This window comes from Mycolicibacterium mageritense (assembly GCF_010727475.1).
Lineage (GTDB): Bacteria > Actinomycetota > Actinomycetes > Mycobacteriales > Mycobacteriaceae > Mycobacterium > Mycobacterium mageritense.
On record NZ_AP022567.1, the window covers coordinates 5,731,110 to 5,747,808 of the forward strand.

The window sequence follows — 16,699 nt, forward strand, 5'->3', positions numbered from 1 at the left end:
ATCAGCCCGCGGTCAACCCCAGCAACGCGTTCTCGATCACCTCGGGCAATGCCGGGTGAATCCAGTACTGCCCGCGGGCGATCTCCTCGGCGGTCTGCCCGAAGCTCATGGCCTGGATCAGCGGCTGGACGATCGTCGACGCCTGATAGCCCATGATGTGAGCACCCAGGATCCGGCCCGTCGCCCGGTCGCCGATGAGCTTGGCGATCCCGGTCGTGTCCTCCATCGCCCAGCCGTAGGCGGTGTCGCCGTAGTCCTGGACCTTGGTCACGATGTCGTAGCCGGCCTCGCGGGCCTCGGCCTCGGTCAGCCCCACGGTGGCGATCTGCGGTTCGGTGAACACCGCCGACGGCACGAACCGGTGATCGCTGCGCACCAGGTTCTCGGTGTCGTCCCAGTCCCGCAGCAGGTTCTCCCTGACCACGCGGGATTCGTGGTTGGCGACATGCTTGAGCTGATAGTCCGACGACACGTCGCCCAGCGCGAAAATGCCCGGCGCCGTGGTGCGTTGGAAGTCGTCGACGATCACGCGACCGTCCTCGTCGACCTCGACGCCGGCGAGTTCGGCGTCGAGCAGATCACCGTTGGGAATCCGGCCGGTGGCCACGAGCAGCATGTCGGCGGGCAGGGTTTCGCCGTCGTCGAGCTCGAGCACGATGCGGTCGCCCTCCTGATGCGAGCCGACGACGTTCTCGTGCGTCCGCAGATCCCACTTCTCGGCGGCCAGCGCGCTGAACCGGTGGCAGATGGTCTCGTCGCAGTGGGTGAGCAGACCCGAGCCGCGCACCACGATGGTGACCCGCACACCCAACGCCGAGAACACGTGCGCGAACTCGGCCGACACGAACCCGCCGCCGACGATCACGAGATGCTCGGGCAGCTCGGGAATGCGCATGATGTCGTCACTGGTGTAGTAGGTGACCCCGCAGCCCACGATGGCCGGCGGGATGAACGTGCGCGATCCGGCGGCGATCACCACCTGATCGCTGCTGAACTCCTCGCCGGCCTCGGTGCGCAGCGTGTAGCGGCCGTCGGCGGTCTTGGGGCCGAACCGGGTGTGGCTCGCGTACACCGTGATGTCCGGGTTGGACCGCCGGTAGTCCTCGCCACCTGCCGCGATCGGATCGATCCGGCCGAACACCCGCTCGACGATGTCAGGCCAGCGCACCTTGTCGATGTGGGAGTCGATGCCGTAGCGGGCGCTGTCGCGGATGGTGTGGGCGACCTCGGCGGCGTAGACGAACATCTTGGTGGGGATGCAGCCGACGTTGAGGCACGTGCCGCCGAACGTGCCCTGCTCGCAGATGGCCACCTTCTTGCCTGCGTAGCGGTCGTCGAGGATGCTGTTGCCCGAGCCGGTGCCGATGATTGTCAGGTCGTAGTGCTCCACGCGCCGTCCCTATCCGGAAGATGGTGTGTTCGAGGGGGATTGCAGTTGCAGGTAGTGGTCCAGCCACTGTTCGAGCTCGCGGTAGGCAGCTGCCCGCGGATCGGCCAGAGACAAGAACACGTCGTGTTTGGCGTCGACGATGGGACAGATCGTGCTCCGGTTCCCGACGCAGCCCGACCACCTCGCGATCTGCGTGACGTCGAGCACCGCGTCGCCGCGCTGGATCACCGCGGGGTCTGGTGTTTCCGCGACGCTGTGATCGGACCGCAGGATCAGGTTCGGCACCCCGACGTCGAGGCCGCGGTGCAGACGCGCCTGCCCCCGCCGGATCGCGTTGATCCAGCCGAACGTCACCGGGAACCCGCCCAGCGGCTTCCAGTCGAGGTTGTAGTCGAACTCGCCGCCGTAGTCGCGGTGCAGGCTTGTGCCGTAGCCGCCTTCGGTGGGTTTGCGGACCACGGTGAGCTTGCGCAGCCGGGCCAACGCGATCAGGGCCGCCGACGTCGGGGCGGTGCGCAGGATCGCCGGCCCGTGCAGGTCGAAGAACGGGCTGTTGAGGATGAGCCCACGCACGTTGTGGGCCGTGAGCGCGTCGCGTTGGCGCAGCCGGTCGGTGAACAACGTGACGATCAATCCGCCGGCCGAGTGGCCGTACAGGCAGACCTTGGCGTTGCCCGTGTCGGCCGCGACGATCTCGAGGGCCCGCAGCAGTTCGGTGTCGTAGTGCGACAGGTCGGTGGTGAAATGCGGCGTCTGACCGTCGCGTCGGGAGCGTCCGCACTTGTGCAGGTCGATCGCGTAGAACGCGAACCCGCGCTCGGCGAACTTCTCGGCGAGTTCGGTGTGGAAGAAGTAGTCGGTATAGCCGTGCAACGCGAGGACCGCGTGCTCGTATCGGGCGGCATCCGACCGGCGGACGAGGGTCGCGACGAGATCGCCCTCGCCGTGCGGATCCGGGCCGAGCGTGATGGTGTGCTGCCAGAAGCCGGGCAGTACATCCGGCTCCCAGTCGGGCTCCCGTGACGTCACGGTTTCACCCTACTGGCGTGGAGTTCTGCACGGCCGCAATGCGGATCCGAATCCGGCCGGGTCGGCCCGGCACTGGTGACGAACAGCACGCGATAGGCCTGGCAACTGGGAATCGGGCTCACGATAACCTGAGCATCAAGGAACAGCCGTCCGCGGTGACGGGCAAGCGCGATATGAAGGACGAGCGATCAGGTGTCTGAGGCAAAGGTAGCTGGGACCACGAAGACTGACGTCGTTCTGGTGGGCGCCGGAATCATGAGCGCCACCCTGGGCGCGCTCATTCGGCTGCTCGAGCCGAACTGGTCCATCACACTCATCGAGCGACTGGACGGCGCCGCGGCCGAGAGCAGCGACCCGTGGAACAACGCAGGTACGGGGCACTCGGCGCTGTGTGAGCTGAACTACACCCCCGAGAACAGCGATGGCACGATCGACATCGCCAAGGCCGTCAACGTCAACGAACAGTTCCAGGTCTCGCGGCAGTTCTGGGCGTACGCGGCCGAGAACGGCGTGCTGCCCGACGTCCGCAGCTTCCTCAACCCCATTCCGCACGTCAGCTTCGTGCACGGCGCGGAAAATGTCGCCTACCTCAAGCGCCGCTACGAGGCGCTGGTCGGCAATCCCCTGTTCGCGTCAATGGAGTTCATCGACGACAAGGACGAGTTCACCCGCCGGTTGCCGTTCATGGCCAAGGGCCGTGACTTCTCCGATCCGGTCGCGCTCAACTGGACGCAGGCCGGCACCGACGTCGACTTCGGCTCACTGTCGCGCCAGCTGATCGGGTACACCGCCCAACGCGGCATGGACACGCTGTTCGGGCACGAGGTGCGCAATCTGCGCAAGGAGTCCGACGGCAGTTGGACGCTCAAGGTGACCAACCGGCGCACGGGCGGCAAGCGCAAGATCAACGCGAAGTTCGTGTTCGTCGGCGCCGGCGGGGGCGCGCTGCCGCTGCTGCAGAAATCGGGCATCCCCGAGGCCAAGGGCTTCGGTGGTTTCCCGGTCGGGGGTGCGTTCCTGCGCACCGACAACCAGGCGCTGACCGCGGCTCATCAGGCCAAGGTGTACGGGCTGCCGCCGCTCGGCGCGCCGCCGATGTCGGTGCCGCACCTGGACACCCGCATCATCAACGGGAAGTCCTGGCTGCTGTTCGGCCCGTTCGCCGGCTGGACCCCCAAGTTCCTCAAGCAGGGCAAGTTCACCGACCTGCCGCTCTCGGTCAAGCCCGACAACCTGATGTCGATGGTCGGCGTCGGCCTCACCGAGTTCGGCCTGGTCAACTACCTCATCGGCCAGCTGCTGCTCAGCGAGGCCGCCCGCGTCGACACTCTGCGTGAATTCGCGCCCAGCGCAGTCGATTCCGATTGGGAGCTGGACATCGCCGGTCAGCGCGTACAGGTGATCCGGCGCAAGGGTGCCGGCGGCGTGCTGGAGTTCGGCACCACGGTGCTCTCCGCGGCCGACGGCAGCATCGCCGGGTTGCTCGGCGCCTCGCCGGGCGCCTCGACCGCCGTGCCCGCGATGCTCGACGTGCTGGAGCGGTGCTTCGCCGACCGGTACCAGGGGTGGCTGCCCAAGCTCAAGGAGATGGTGCCGTCGCTCGGCACCAAGCTGTCGAACGAGCCCAAGCTGTTCGAGGAAGTGTGGTCGTGGGGCACCCGGGCCCTTGACCTCGACACCCCGGTCACTGCGTGAGGGTGGTCTGGGCATGACGGTCGCACTGCGTCGGAGCTGGGCCAAGGATCTCGACGCGGCGACGCTCTATGAGCTGCTCAAGCTGCGGGTCGAGGTGTTCGTCGTCGAACAGGCCTGCCCGTATCCCGAGCTCGACGGCCGTGACCTGCTCGCCGAGACCCGGCACTTCTGGCTGGAAGGCCCGGACGGTCAGGTGATCTCCACGCTGCGGCTCATGGAAGAACATCCGGGCGGCGAGAAGGCCTTCCGCATCGGGCGGGTCTGCACCAACCGCAGCGAACGCGGGCGCGGCCACACCACGCGACTGCTGCAGGCCGCGCTGGCCGAGGTCGGCGACTATCCGTGCCACATCAATTCCCAGACGTATCTGGAGGACATGTACGCCCAGCACGGCTTCGTCCGCGACGGTGACGAGTTTCTCGACGACGGCATCCCGCACGTGCCGATGGTGCGGCCGGGGAGTCCCTCGTGACGGTCGAGTACCCGTTCAGCGCGCTTGTCGGGCAGGACCGGCTACGGCTGGCCCTGGTGTTGTGCGCGGTACGCCCCGAGATCGGCGGGGTGCTGATCCGCGGCGAGAAGGGCACCGCGAAATCGACGGCGGTGCGGGGCCTGGCCGCGGTGCTGCGCGAGGTGGACGACGAGGCCCGGCTCGTGGAGCTGCCCATCGGGGCCACCGAGGACCGCGTCGTCGGCTCACTGGACCTGCAGAAGGTGTTGCGCGACGGCGAACACGCGTTCTCGCCCGGCCTGCTGGCCCGCGCGCACGGCGGCGTGCTGTACGTCGACGAGGTCAACCTCCTGCACGATCATCTGGTCGACGTGCTGCTCGACGCGGCCGCGATGGGCCGGGTGCACGTGGAACGCGACGGCATATCGCATTCGCACGAGGCCAGGTTCGTCCTGATCGGCACCATGAATCCCGAAGAGGGCGAGCTGCGTCCGCAATTGCTGGACCGGTTCGGCCTGACCGTGGACGTCGCGGCATCGCGTGACGTCGACGTGCGGGTCGAGGTGATCCGGTCGCGCATGGACTACGAAGCCGACCCGGAGGGATTCGGCGGTCGCTACGCCGAGGCCGATGCCGAGGTCTCCCGGCGGATAGCCGCGGCGCGTGCGCTTGTCGGCTCGGTCATCTTGCCGGACAACGAGTTACGGCGTATCGCGGCGCTGTGCGCAGCGTTCGATGTGGACGGTATGCGGGCGGACCTCGTGGTGGCACGTACCGCGGTGGCGCACGCGGCGTGGCGTGGAGCCGCGACCGGGGCGAGCGGAGCGACGGGAAGTATCACCGTCGACGAAGAGGACATCCGCGTCGCGGCCGAACTCGCGCTGCCGCACCGCAGGCGGCGTGATCCGTTCGACGATCCGGGGCTGGACCCCGAGCGGCTCGACCAGGCCATGCAGCAGGCGGGGGAGTCCGCCGAACACGACGAGCCGGAGCCGGATCCCGATCCACCCGGTGGCGGTGACGGTGGTGGGCTGTCCACGGAAGGGCAAGCCGCGCCGGGCAATTCGCAGTCGTCGGCACCTCGGCAGAGTGCGCCGCCTGCGGCGGTGTTCCGCACCAAGGCCCTGGTGGTGCCGGGAATCGGTGAGGGCGCGCCGGGTCGACGGTCGCGGGCCCGCAACCGCACGGGCACGCCCATCGGGGCAACCGCCGAACCCGGTGCCGGGCACGGCTTGCACGTCTTCGGCACCCTGCTGGCCACGGCGGGCCGGCAGCGGGATGCCGGCCGCCCGCGCCCACAACCCGACGACGTCCGGCGCGCGATCCGCGAGGGTCGCGAAGGCAACCTGGTGATCTTCGTCGTCGACGCGTCGGGTTCGATGGCGGCCCGCGACCGCATGTCGGCGGTCGCGGGCGCGACGCTGTCGCTGTTGCGTGACGCCTATCAGCGTCGGGACAAGGTCGCGGTGATCACGTTCCGAGCCGACGACGCCCGGGTGCTGCTGCCACCGACATCGTCGGTGCACATCGCCGGCCGGCGGCTGGCCCGCTTCGACACCGGCGGCAAGACCCCACTGGCCCAAGGACTCCTGACGGCCCGTGACGTGGTCGTGCGTGAGAAGGCACGTGACCGCGCGCGGCGGCCGCTTTTGGTGGTGTTGACCGACGGCCGTGCCACCGGGGGCCCCGATCCGCTCGGCCGGACCAGGACTGCCGCGGCCCGGCTGGTGGCCGAGGGGACTGCGGCCGTCGTCGTGGATTGTGAAACATCCTTCGTGCGACTGGGTTTGGCCGGACAGCTGGGTGAGCAACTCGGTGCGCCGGTGGTGCGGCTCGAGCAGCTGCACGCCGACGGGCTCACCAGGCTGGTCAAGACCCAGGCCGACGCCGCGTAGAGAGGACCGCCATGCCACAAGGGCAGCCGCTCACCGTCCCCGACGACGGGCTGACCACCAAAGCCCGGCGCAACGCGCCACTGCTGGCGGTGCACACCGGTGCGGGCAAGGGAAAGTCGACCGCCGCGTTCGGCATGGCGCTGCGGGCGTGGAATCAGGGATTCCGTGTCGCGGTGTTCCAGTTCGTCAAGAGCGCCAAGTGGAAGGTCGGCGAGGAGGCCGTGTTCCGCGAGTTGGGCCGCCTGCACGACGAACACGGTGCCGGCGGTTCCGTCGAGTGGCACAAGATGGGCTCGGGGTGGTCGTGGACCCGCAAGCACGGCAGCGATGTCGATCATGCCGCGGCCGCAGCCGACGGCTGGGCGGAGATCAAGCGCAGGCTGGCCGACGAGCGCCACGACTTCTATGTGCTCGACGAGTTCACCTACCCGCTGAAGTGGGGTTGGGTCGACGTCGACGACGTGGTGGCGACGCTGACCGCGCGCCCCGGCACCCAACATGTGGTGATCACGGGCCGGGATGCGCCGCAACGCCTCGTCGACGCCGCCGACCTGGTGACGGAGATGACCAAGATCAAGCACCCTATGGACGTGGGCCGCAAGGGTCAGAAGGGCATCGAGTGGTGACCCTTTCCCGCGCGCACCTTTCTCCCGCGAGCAGACACATCGGTACCCCTGAACGGCGGTTTCCGGGTACCTGCGTTGGGGGCACCTCCCGCTTGCGGGGGACTGCTCGCCGAGAGACTGCTCGCGGGAAGACGTGACTTCCACGACCACGCCGGCGGTGGTGATCGCCGCACCGGCGTCGGGCAGCGGGAAGACCACTGTCGCAACGGGTCTCATCGGTGCCCTGCGCACCGCCGGTCACACGGTCGCGCCGTTCAAGGTGGGGCCGGATTTCATCGACCCCGGCTACCACGCGCTCGCGGCGGGCCGCCCCGGCCGCAACCTCGACCCGGTGCTGGTGGGGGAGAATCTGATCGGCCCGCTGTACCGGCACGGCACGGCAGACGCCGACATCGCGGTGGTCGAAGGCGTCATGGGCCTGTTCGACGGCCGTATCGACGACCAGATGACGGGCACACCCCGCGGGTCGGCCGCGCAGGTTGCTGGCCTGCTCGGCGCGCCGGTGGTCCTGGTGGTCGACGCGCGGGGCCAGAGTCACAGTGTGGCCGCGCTGCTGCACGGGTTCGCGACGTTCGACCCGGCCGTGCACATCGCCGGGGTGATCCTCAACCGGGTCGGCTCCGCGCGGCACGAGACCGTGCTGCGCCAGGGCTGCGAACACGCCGGCGTCCGGGTGCTCGGCGCGATCCCGAGGGCTGACGAATTATCCGTTCCCTCACGGCATCTCGGGCTCGTGACCGCCGTCGAGCACGGCAGGCAGGCCCGTGCCGCGGTCGCCGCGATGACCACGCTGGTGGCTCGCCACGTCGACCTCGCGGCCGTCGCGGCCGTGGCCGGTGCACAGGTCGGCGCTCCCGCGTGGAGCCCCGCCACCGAACCGGTGCCGGGCGAGGTGACCGTGGCGTTGGCAGCGGGCAAGGCCTTCAGCTTCGGCTACACCGAACACGGCGAACTGCTGCGAGCCGCGGGTGCCCGCGTCGCCGAGTTCGACCCGTTGGCCGATCCGTTGCCGCCGGGCACCGACGCCCTGGTGCTGCCCGGCGGCTTCCCCGAGCAGTTCACCGCCGAGCTTTCCGCCAACACCGTTGTGCGGCGCCAGATCAGAGAACTGGCGCACCGCGGCGCCCCGGTGCACGCGGAGTGCGCCGGGCTGACGTATCTGGTCGACGATCTCGACGGCGTGCCGATGTGCGGCGCGCTCGCGGGCTCGGCGCGGTTCACCGAACGGCTCACACTGGGCTACCGCGACGCCGTCGCGGTCGTCGACTCGTCGCTGCATGCCGCGGGTGAACGCGTCACCGGCCACGAATTCCACCGCACCGCAGTGACGTTCACCGACGGGCACCCTCCGGCATGGGCGTTCGCGGGGCCGGGTGGTCGGGGCGTGCGGGACGGTGCGGTGCACCGCGGTGTGCACGCCGGCTATCTGCACACCCACCCCGCCGCGCACCCTCGGGCCATCACCCGGTTCGTCGCGGCTGCGGCACGCACTAAGCTCGGCGGGTGAGCTCAGAGAACGCCTACCTCGTCGGCCTGCGGCTGTCCGGCAGAAAGGTTGTCGTCGTCGGCGGTGGAACCGTCGCGCAACGGCGACTGCCATTGCTGATCGCCAACGGCGCCGATGTGCACGTCATCGCGCGGAGTGCCACCCCGGCGGTGGAGGCGCTCGCTCAGGAGAAGCCCGGCATCACGCTGCACCTGCGGGACTACCGCGCCGGAGATCTCGACGGCGCCTGGTACGCGATCGCGGCCACCGATGATCCCGAGGTCAACGCCGCCATCGTGGCCGAAGCCGACGAGCGGCACATCTTCTGCGTGCGCGCCGACATCGCGCGCGAAGGTTCGGCGGTGACACCCGCGACCTTCGACCGGGCCGGGTTGTCGGTGGGTGTGCTCGCCGGTGGTGACCATCGTCGGTCCGCGGCGATCCGTTCGGCGATCCACGAGGCGCTGCAGAGCGGACTGTTGACCGAAGAGTCGACCGGCGACGAACCCGCCGCCGGGGTGGCACTCGTCGGCGGCGGACCCGGGGATCCGGAACTGATCACGGTGCGGGGCCGCCGGCTGCTGGCCCGCGCCGACGTCGTCGTCGCCGACCGGCTGGCACCGCAGGATCTGCTCGCCGAGCTCGGCCCGCACGTCGAGGTGATCGACGCCGCAAAAATCCCGTACGGCCGGGCCATGGCCCAGGACGCCATCAACCAGGTCCTGATCGACCGGGCCCGCGCCGGCAAATTCGTGGTGCGCCTCAAAGGAGGCGATCCGTTCGTGTTCGCGCGGGGCTACGAAGAGGTACTGGCGTGCGCCGAGGCGGGCGTTCCCGTCACGGTTGTGCCGGGTGTGACAAGTGCCATAGCAGTTCCTGCGCTGGCCGGTGTTCCGGTCACTCACCGGGGCATGACGCACGAGTTTGTGGTGGTCAGCGGCCATGTTGCGCCGGGGCACCCCGAATCGTTAGTGAATTGGGACGCACTGGCCGCGATGACCGGCACGATCGTGCTGCTGATGGCCGTCGAGCGCATCGAGCTGTTCGCCAAGGTGCTGCGGGAAGGGGGCCGACCTGCGGATACGCCGGTGCTGGTGGTGCAGCACGGCACCACGATGGCTCAGCGAACGTTGCGTGCCACGCTCGGGGATGCGCCGGAGCGGATTCGCGAGGAGGGGATTCGACCTCCCGCGATCATCGTGATCGGTCCGGTGGCGACCTTCGCCGGTTAAAGGATTCTTAAGATTACTGTAAGGTAGCCCGGTATGACGGCTCTCAATGACGCAGAGCGCGCAGCAATCAACCGAGGCGCAGAGGACAACGCAGAGCGGGGGCTTCCGGTGCAAGGTGCGGCCCGGCGAGGCGAGGGGCTCGCGGCGCGGCTGCCCTCCTGGTTCCCGTCCTGGGGCTTCCTTTCGGCGGTCATCGCCATCGGCGGTATGCAGCTGCTCGCCACCATGGACAGCACCGTCGCGATCGTCGCGCTGCCGCGCATCCAGGACGAGCTCGGCCTGTCCGATGCCGGCCGCAGCTGGGTCATCACGGCCTATGTCCTGACGTTCGGCGGTCTCATGCTGCTCGGCGGTCGGCTGGGTGACACCATCGGCCGCAAGCGCACCTTCATCGTCGGCGTCGCCCTGTTCACCATCGCCTCGATCCTGTGCGGCATCGCCTGGAACGAGGCCACCATGGTCACCGCCCGGCTGCTGCAGGGCGTCGGTGCGGCCATCGCCTCGCCGACCGGGCTCGCGCTGGTCGCGACGACATTCCCGAAGGGGCCCGCGCGCAACCTCGCCACCGCGGTGTTCGGCGCCATGACCGCCATCGGCTCGGTCATGGGTCTCGTGGTCGGCGGCGCGTTGACCGAGGTGTCGTGGCGGCTGGCCTTCCTGGTCAACGTGCCGATCGGCATCGTGATGCTCTACCTGGCCCGCACGGCCCTGCGCGAGACCAACCGCGAGCGCATGAAGCTCGACGCCGCGGGCGCGATGCTCGCGACCCTGGCCTGCACGGCCGCGGTGTTCGCTTTCACCCAGGGCCCCGAGAGCGGCTGGCTGTCGCCCATCACGCTGGGCTCCGGTGCGGCGGCTGCCGTGTTCGGTATCGCGTTTCTCATCGCCGAGCGCAACGCGGAGAACCCGGTGGTGCCGTTCGATCTGTTCCACGAGCGCAACCGCGTCGCGACGTTCGCGGCCATCTTCCTGGCAGGCGGCGTGCTGTTCACGCTGACCGTGCTGATCGGCCTGTACGTGCAGGACATCCTCGGCTACAGCGCATTGCGCGCGGGTGTGGGCTTCATCCCGTTCGTGATCGGCATGGGCATCGGGCTCGGTGCGTCGTCCCAGATCGTGCGGTTCTTCCAGCCCCGCCTCGTCGTGATCGCGGGCGGCATCCTGGTTCTCGGATCGATGATCTACGGTTCGACGCTGCACCAGGGCATCCCGTACTTCCCCAACCTCGTGGTGCCGATCACCATCGGCGGTATCGGCATCGGCATGATCGTGGTGCCGCTGACGCTGGCCGCGATCGCGGGCGTCGGCTTCGACCGCATCGGCCCGGCCTCGGCCATCGCGCTCATGCTGCAGAACCTGGGCGGTCCGCTGGTGCTGGCCATCATCCAGGCCGTCATCACCTCGCGCACGCTGTACCTGGGAGGCATCACCGGCCCGGTCAAGGAGATGAACCCGGCGCAGCTGGCCGCGCTCGACGCGGGCTACACCTACGGCCTGCTGTGGGTCGCGGCGGTTGCGGTCCTGGTCGGCGGTGCGGCGCTGTTCATCGGCTACTCGTCCGAACAGGTGGCACACGCGCAGGAAGTCAAGGACGCGATCGATGCCGGAGAGCTCGAAGTCGACTGAGCCGTGAGCCCTCTGACGCGCCGGCAGCTCTCCGACACCGTCGGCGCACTCGGCTGGCGCCTGGTGCTCGGCGCGATCTACACCGAGGTGCTCGCGCCGTCGATGTCCGATGCTGTGGCAGCTGCGTCGCACGCGGTCGCGGCCGCGGGCCGCGACGCGGCGCGCCACCTCGCCATCGACATCCGCGCCGACCGCGCCGTGCTGCGGCTGCGGTCGGCCGATTCGGCCACTGCCACCGAGCGTGATCTGGAGCTTGCGCAGGCGCTCTCGCAGGCGCTGGCCGCGCGTGGATTCGAGCTGACCACAGGCGGGGCCGTGCAGGCCGTGGAGATCGCGATCGACGCGCTCGACATCGCCGCGGTGCGGCCGTTCTGGAAGGCCATCACCGACTACGAGGACGAACCCGGCCCGTCGGACCTCAATGCGGGCCTGGTCGACCCCTTCGGCCGTGGGCCCGCGATCTGGTTTCAGCAAATGGATTCGCCACGGCCGCAACGCAATCGGATCCACCTCGACATCGACGTCCCGCATGACGTGGCCACCGCGAGGATCGAGGCGGCGCTCGCCGCGGGCGGCACCCTGCTCAGCGACGACGCCGCGCCGGCGTTCTGGGTGCTGGCCGACGCCGAGGGCAACGAGGCGTGCATCTGTACCTGGCAGGGCCGCGACTGAGCGCATCGCTAAGGTTGTCGGCTGTGATCACCCGAATGTCAGAGCTGTTCCTGCGCACCCTGCGCGACGACCCCGCCGACGCCGAGGTGCCCAGCCACAAGCTGCTGATCCGGGCCGGCTACGTCCGCCCGGTCGGCCCAGGCATCTACAGCTGGCTGCCACTGGGCCTTCGGGTGCTGCGCCGGATCGAGAAGATCGTCCGCGACGAGATGAACGCCATCGGCGGTCAGGAGATCCTGTTGCCCGCGCTGCTGCCGCGTGGGCCTTATGAGACCACCAATCGGTGGACCGAGTACGGCGACACCCTGTTCCGGCTGCAGGACCGGCGCGGCAACGACTATCTGCTCGGGCCGACGCACGAGGAGATCTTCACACTCACGGTCAAGGGGGAGTACTCCTCCTACAAGGATTTTCCGGCCATCCTGTACCAGATCCAGACCAAATACCGCGACGAGGCACGACCGCGTGCCGGCATCCTGCGTGGTCGCGAGTTCGTCATGAAGGACTCGTATTCGTTCGACATCGACGACGACGGCCTCAAGAACGCCTACCACGCGCACCGTGAGGCCTATCAGCGCATCTTTGCGCGCCTGGGGGTGCGCTACGTGATCGTGTCGGCCGTATCCGGCGCGATGGGCGGCAGCGCTTCCGAGGAATTCCTCGCCGAGAGTGAGGTGGGAGAGGACACGTTCGTCCGCTGCCTGGACTCCGGCTACGCGGCCAACGTCGAGGCGGTGATCACGCGGGCACCGGCGCCGCTGCCGATCGATGGGCAGCCCGAGGCGGTCGTCCACGACACGCCAAACACCCCGACCATCGCGACCCTCGTGGAGTGGGCCAATTCCACTGGCCTGCCGCAGTTCTCGGACCGCGCGGTGACCGCGGCCGACACGCTCAAGAACATCCTGGTCAAGACCCGCGAACCCGGTGGCGAGTGGGAACTGCTCGGCATCGGTGTGCCCGGCGATCGTGAGGTCGACGAGAAGCGCCTCGGCGCCGCGCTCGAACCGGCCGAGTTCGCGCTGCTCGACGAGGCCGACTTCGCCAAGAACCCCTTCCTGGTCAAGGGCTACGTAGGCCCGAAGGCGTTGCTGGAGAACGGGGTTCGCTATCTCGTCGACCCGCGGATCGTGGACGGCACGGCCTGGATCACGGGCGCCGACGCGCCCAACAAGCACGTCGTTGGCCTGGTCATGGGCCGCGATTTCACCGCCGACGGCACCATCGAGGCGGCCGAGGTCCGCGACGGCGACCCGTCGCCGGATGGCGCGGGTGTGTTGACCTCGGCGCGCGGCATCGAGATCGGCCACATCTTCCAGCTGGGCCGCAAGTACGCCGACGCGTTCACCGCCGATGTGCTCGGCGAGGACGGCAAGCCGGTCCGGTTGACGATGGGCTCCTACGGTGTCGGGGTGTCGCGACTGGTCGCGGTGATCGCCGAACAGCAGCACGACGAGCTCGGCCTGCGCTGGCCGGCGTCGGTGGCGCCGTTCGACGTGCACGTCGTGGTGGCCAACAAGGACGACGCGGCCCGCACCGGCGCCACCGAGCTGGTGGCAGGCCTGGACCGGCTCGGCCACGAAGTGCTGTTCGACGACCGCAAGGCCTCACCCGGCGTGAAGTTCAAGGACGCCGAGCTGCTGGGCATGCCCTGGATCGTCGTGGTCGGGCGCGGCTTCTCCGACGGTGTGGTCGAGCTGCGCAATCGGCTCACCGGCGAAAAACAGGAGATCCCGGTGGACGGCGCGGTCGAGGCGATCTCGGCGGCCCTCACCACCTAGCGCGAACAGTCACGTAGGTACCCGGAAACGCGCATTTTCGGGTACCGAAGTGTCTGCTCGGCGTTATTCGGAGCCGCCCGGGAACGCGACGGTGACTGGCCAGACGTCGAGCATCTGGCTCCACCTGGCCGCGGTGACCGCGGCTTCGGTCAGGGCGGTCACGGCGAAGGTGCGCAGCTCGCTCGTGGTCGCCTGTTCGAGTACCGCGCGCCAGGCGACGGCCGCATCCTGCTCCATGCGCACCGCGAGGTTGGCGGCATCGGTGGGATCGGTCACCTGGGCCGGCAGCTGGTAGCCGGCCGCGGGCAGCGGCGGGGTCACCGAGCGTTGGTCGAGCATCGCGATCGCGGCTTCGCGGCGGGCCCGGTGTTCGGCCATCGCTGCCGCCACCAGGGCGTTGTCCTCGGCGGTGGCATGTGCGGAGACCAGGCCGTAGCCGTAGATGATGCCGTGCTCGGTGGCCACGGCGTCGAACAGGGCGCCGTCCTCGGCCGTGGTGGGCCGTGCCGGTTCGGGTGAGGTCATTGCGCACCGCCCAACGCGACGGTCTGCGCCGCGGTGCACGACGCCGCGATCGAACCGAGCAGCCCGGCGCGGTAGCCGGACAGCCGGGCGGCCAGGTCGGCTGCGCTGTGCGCCGACTGTTGCAGCGCGTTGCCGACGTCCTTGACGGTCGGTGCCTGCGCCGGGGCCGTGGTGTTCGACGGTGCCGTCGAAGTCGTCGTCGCGGCCCACGCCTCGGCCTTGTCACCCGCGATCCGCGCCAGCTCGTCCGAGAGCGCCTGGGCATGCGCCGAACGCTCGGAGGCCACCGCGGTCAACGCGCGCAGCTGCTTCGACGTGGGCGGTAGGGCCGCGGCGGCGTCGCTGGCCATGGACGCGTCGGCACGGGCTCGCTCCAGTTGTGCGGTCAGATCGGTGTATTCGGGCGGTGGTGGCGCTGTCCCGCATGCTGCGGTGGCGCCCAGCAGGGCCAGGGCCGCAGCCGAGAACAACGCACGCCGCCGGCTCATGGTCGGTAGGGCGCGCGGCACGTGGAACATCCTGCCATTGCTCCGAACCCGTCCTGCCGGGCGTCAACCGCCTCAGGGGGCGAGCCTGGACATTCGCTGCGCCAAATCCGGATTGCCGCTTGCCGGGGCGGGCCTGGCGTATCGTGGAGAGTCGATTCCAGGGGGCATCGCCTCTGAATCGTGTCCGGACAACTCAAGATGAGGAGCTCGCCGTGGCACCGGATCCGAAGTTGCGGTCTGCGGATTTACCGTCGCAGAAGCAGGTGATCGAACTGCTGGACGGCGAGTTCACGCGCGCCGGTTATGAAATCGACGATGTCGTCATCGACGCTGCCGCTCGGCCGCCGCGCGTCACCGTGGTAGCGGACGGCGATCAGGGGCTCGACCTGGATTCGCTTGCGGAACTGTCGCGGACGGCATCCGAATTGCTCGATCAACTCGACCGCGGCGACACGCCGTACGTGCTCGAGGTCACGTCGCGCGGTGTCGATCGACCGTTGACCGAGGCCAAGCACTTCCGGCGGAACCGCGCCCGCAAGGCAGAACTGACGTTGGCCGACGGTTCGACGCTCACCGGCAGGCTGGGGGAGACCGACGCCGAGTCGGTACAGGTGGTGGTCAGGTCCGCCCGGGATTTCGAGGTCCGCCGGGTCGCCCTCGCCGACATTGTCAAAGCCGTTGTCCAAGTGGAGTTTTCGCCGCCCAACCGGCGTGAACTGGAACTGGCCGGAGAATCTGGGAAGGGGGCCCACCGATGAACATCGACATGGCGGCGCTGCATGCCATCGAGGCGGACAAGGGCATCACGGTTGACGTGGTCATCGAGACCATCAAGTCGGCGCTGCTGACGGCCTACCGGCACACCGACGGTCACGAACCCGATGCCTACATCGACATCGATCGCAAGACGGGTGTCGTCAAGGTCATCGCGCGGCAGACCGACGCCGACGGCAACGTCGTGCACGAGTGGGACGACACGCCCGAGGGTTTCGGCCGGATCGCCGCGACCACCGCCAGACAGGTCATCCTGCAGCGGTTGCGCGACGCGGAGAACGAGAAGACCTACGGCGAGTTCTCGGCGCACGAGGGCGACATCGTGGCAGGCGTGATCCAGCGTGACGCGCGCGCCAATGCCCGCGGCCTGGTCGTGGTGCGCATCGGCAGTGAGACCAAGGGCTCGGAAGGTGTGATCCCGAGCGCCGAGCAGGTGCCCGGCGAACGCTATGAACACGGCGACCGCCTGCGCTGCTACGTCGTCGGCGTCACCCGCGGAGCCCGCGAGCCGCTGATCACCCTGTCGCGTACGCACCCGAACCTGGTGCGCAAGCTGTTCTCGCTCGAAGTGCCCGAGATCGCCGACGGGTCGGTGGAGATCGTCGCGGTGGCCCGCGAGGCCGGCCACCGGTCCAAGATCGCCGTCACGTCGCGGGTGCCCGGGCTGAACGCGAAAGGCGCCTGCATCGGGCCCATGGGTCAGCGGGTGCGCAACGTGATGAGCGAGCTGTCGGGCGAGAAGATCGACATCATCGACTACGACGAGGATCCGGCCCGGTTCGTCGCCAACGCGCTGTCACCGGCCAAGGTCGTGTCGGTATCGGTGATCGACGAGGCCGCGCGCGCGGCCCGCGTGGTGGTGCCTGACTTCCAGCTGTCTCTGGCAATCGGCAAGGAAGGGCAAAACGCCAGGTTGGCGGCCCGCTTGACCGGTTGGCGCATCGATATCCGCAGCGATGCCGCGGCCCAGTCGGACTCCGAGGCGCCGCACGGGGCGGTCCGCGACTGACGTCTCGATCGACACGTCGA

General features: G+C 69.1%; 15 protein-coding genes. 11 read left to right on the forward strand and 4 right to left on the reverse strand.

The window, feature by feature from the left end; genetic code table 11:
* Nucleotide 1: 1 nt before the first annotated feature.
* Together mtr and G6N67_RS27590 are read right to left on the reverse strand one after the other, a co-directional pair.
* Nucleotides 2–1,390 (reverse strand): mycothione reductase, encoded by a 1,389-nt coding sequence (gene mtr / locus G6N67_RS27585; RefSeq protein WP_036436880.1) that lies wholly within the window; start codon nt 1,388–1,390, stop codon nt 2–4.
* A 9-nt stretch (nt 1,391–1,399) separates the two neighbouring features.
* On the reverse strand, nt 1,400–2,419 hold the full coding sequence (locus G6N67_RS27590; RefSeq protein WP_036436881.1) for an alpha/beta hydrolase: 1,020 nt from the start codon (nt 2,417–2,419) through the stop codon (nt 1,400–1,402).
* A 255-nt stretch (nt 2,420–2,674) separates the two neighbouring features.
* Here G6N67_RS27590 and mqo point away from each other — a divergent pair, with 255 nt between their 5' ends.
* The 9 genes from mqo (at nt 2,675) to G6N67_RS27635 (ending at nt 13,883) form a co-directional block, all read left to right on the forward strand.
* Nucleotides 2,675–4,114: a malate dehydrogenase (quinone) gene (gene mqo, locus G6N67_RS27595; protein WP_235750372.1), complete on the forward strand. Its 1,440-nt coding sequence runs from the start codon at nt 2,675–2,677 to the stop codon at nt 4,112–4,114.
* Between the two features lie 13 nt (nt 4,115–4,127).
* The gene (locus G6N67_RS27600) at nt 4,128–4,586 is read left to right on the forward strand and encodes a GNAT family N-acetyltransferase (protein ID WP_036436883.1); all 459 of its coding nucleotides are present in this window, start codon (nt 4,128–4,130) and stop codon (nt 4,584–4,586) included.
* Nucleotides 4,583–6,460, forward strand: coding sequence for a magnesium chelatase subunit D family protein (locus tag G6N67_RS27605; protein WP_036436887.1), 1,878 nt, complete (start codon nt 4,583–4,585; stop codon nt 6,458–6,460). The genes G6N67_RS27600 and G6N67_RS27605 overlap by 4 nt, the downstream gene beginning before the upstream one ends.
* Before the next feature lie 11 nt (nt 6,461–6,471).
* Nucleotides 6,472–7,086 carry a cob(I)yrinic acid a,c-diamide adenosyltransferase gene (gene cobO / locus G6N67_RS27610; RefSeq protein ID WP_036436890.1) on the forward strand — a complete coding sequence of 205 codons (615 nt, stop codon included), beginning with the start codon at nt 6,472–6,474 and terminating at the stop codon, nt 7,084–7,086.
* A gap of 133 nt (nt 7,087–7,219) precedes the next feature.
* Nucleotides 7,220–8,593, forward strand: a complete 1,374-nt coding sequence (locus G6N67_RS27615) for a cobyrinic acid a,c-diamide synthase CobB (RefSeq protein WP_036436892.1) — start codon at nt 7,220–7,222, stop codon at nt 8,591–8,593.
* Nucleotides 8,590–9,804 carry a uroporphyrinogen-III C-methyltransferase gene (gene cobA, locus G6N67_RS27620; protein WP_036436894.1) on the forward strand — a complete coding sequence of 405 codons (1,215 nt, stop codon included), beginning with the start codon at nt 8,590–8,592 and terminating at the stop codon, nt 9,802–9,804. The genes G6N67_RS27615 and cobA overlap by 4 nt, the downstream gene beginning before the upstream one ends.
* 33 nt (nt 9,805–9,837) lie before the next feature.
* Nucleotides 9,838–11,430 carry an MFS transporter gene (locus G6N67_RS27625; protein WP_036436895.1) on the forward strand — a complete coding sequence of 531 codons (1,593 nt, stop codon included), beginning with the start codon at nt 9,838–9,840 and terminating at the stop codon, nt 11,428–11,430.
* 3 nt (nt 11,431–11,433) lie between these two features.
* Nucleotides 11,434–12,102, forward strand: coding sequence for a VOC family protein (locus G6N67_RS27630; protein WP_036436897.1), 669 nt, complete (start codon nt 11,434–11,436; stop codon nt 12,100–12,102).
* Nucleotides 12,103–12,125: 23 nt separating this feature from the next.
* Nucleotides 12,126–13,883 (forward strand): proline--tRNA ligase, encoded by a 1,758-nt coding sequence (locus G6N67_RS27635; protein ID WP_036436899.1) that lies wholly within the window; start codon nt 12,126–12,128, stop codon nt 13,881–13,883.
* Between the two features lie 63 nt (nt 13,884–13,946).
* On the opposite strand, the gene G6N67_RS27640 is transcribed toward G6N67_RS27635, so the two are convergent.
* Together G6N67_RS27640 and G6N67_RS27645 are read right to left on the reverse strand one after the other, a co-directional pair.
* Nucleotides 13,947–14,408, reverse strand: a complete 462-nt coding sequence (locus tag G6N67_RS27640; protein ID WP_036436904.1) for a ferritin-like domain-containing protein — start codon at nt 14,406–14,408, stop codon at nt 13,947–13,949.
* Nucleotides 14,405–14,926, reverse strand: a complete 522-nt coding sequence (locus G6N67_RS27645) for a hypothetical protein (protein ID WP_110798567.1) — start codon at nt 14,924–14,926, stop codon at nt 14,405–14,407. The genes G6N67_RS27640 and G6N67_RS27645 overlap by 4 nt, the downstream gene beginning before the upstream one ends.
* Nucleotides 14,927–15,108: 182 nt before the next feature.
* Here G6N67_RS27645 and rimP point away from each other — a divergent pair, with 182 nt between their 5' ends.
* Together rimP and nusA are read left to right on the forward strand one after the other, a co-directional pair.
* The gene (rimP, locus tag G6N67_RS27650) at nt 15,109–15,654 is read left to right on the forward strand and encodes a ribosome maturation factor RimP (protein WP_036436905.1); all 546 of its coding nucleotides are present in this window, start codon (nt 15,109–15,111) and stop codon (nt 15,652–15,654) included.
* Nucleotides 15,651–16,679 carry a transcription termination factor NusA gene (nusA, locus tag G6N67_RS27655; protein WP_036436906.1) on the forward strand — a complete coding sequence of 343 codons (1,029 nt, stop codon included), beginning with the start codon at nt 15,651–15,653 and terminating at the stop codon, nt 16,677–16,679. The genes rimP and nusA overlap by 4 nt, the downstream gene beginning before the upstream one ends.
* Nucleotides 16,680–16,699: the final 20 nt, after the last annotated feature.